The organism is Actinomadura sp. RB99, from assembly GCF_014706005.1.
Lineage (GTDB): Bacteria > Actinomycetota > Actinomycetes > Streptosporangiales > Streptosporangiaceae > Spirillospora.
In genome coordinates, this window is sequence record NZ_JABMCA010000197.1 from 1 (window position 1) to 705 (window position 705).

Here is a 705-nt window from a genome sequence, read left to right on the forward strand (position 1 = left end):
CGTCCGGCGTCCCCCGCTGGCGGCCGTACGCCGGCGCGGCCCTGTCGCACGTCGCCGCGCACACCTGCCCGGCGTCCACGCACTCCGTGTGGTACCTGCTCGGTGACACGCTCGGCGTGCCGAGGATCTGGCGCGTCCGGCTGCATCCGCTTGGCCTGGAGCTGGGCGAGACCGCGCCGCCCGACGTCCGGACGGCCGGGGAACTGTGGCGCGAACTGACTACCCGGGGGGAGGGCTGATGCAAGCCCCGGCCGAACGCGTGTACACGCTCGCCGACGTCGCCCGGATCCTCGGCGTCCCCACCGAGACCGTGAGCTTCTGGACGAAGCAGGGCGTCCTACCGTACATCACCAGCCCGGGCGGGCAGCGCAGATACATCGCGGACGAGATCGACCGCATCCACAAGCAGGGCGTGGCCGTGCGGGCGCTCCGCGCCGTCGTCCGCGACTACTTCGACGGTGACGTCCAGGCGGCTATGGCGGTGCTCGCGCGGGAGCTGCCGGGCTGGCGCCCGGCCGATGCCGCCCGCAGCACGTAGAGCTGACCGAGCGACGCAACAGTCCGGTCGAACGGCCCCGCACCCGCATGGGTGCGGGGCCGTTCTCGTCTCACAATCCGTCTCAAAATCTTTGTCTCACTACTTGCGACGAGGACCGTTTGTGAGACACAATGGAGATACAGCAAGCCGCAGGGCACCAGGGCCGG

The 705-nt window shown here is 70.6% G+C and carries 1 protein-coding gene and 1 pseudogene; both read left to right on the plus strand.

Going from position 1 to position 705, the window contains the following annotated elements; genetic code table 11:
• A pseudogene (locus amrb99_RS49535) lies at positions 1–239 on the plus strand (hypothetical protein); the annotation flags it as partial.
• Positions 239–538 (plus strand): helix-turn-helix domain-containing protein, encoded by a 300-nt coding sequence (locus tag amrb99_RS49540; RefSeq protein ID WP_190869046.1) that lies wholly within the window; start codon positions 239–241, stop codon positions 536–538. The pseudogene amrb99_RS49535 and the gene amrb99_RS49540, both read left to right, overlap by 1 nt.
• Positions 539–705: the final 167 nt, after the last annotated feature.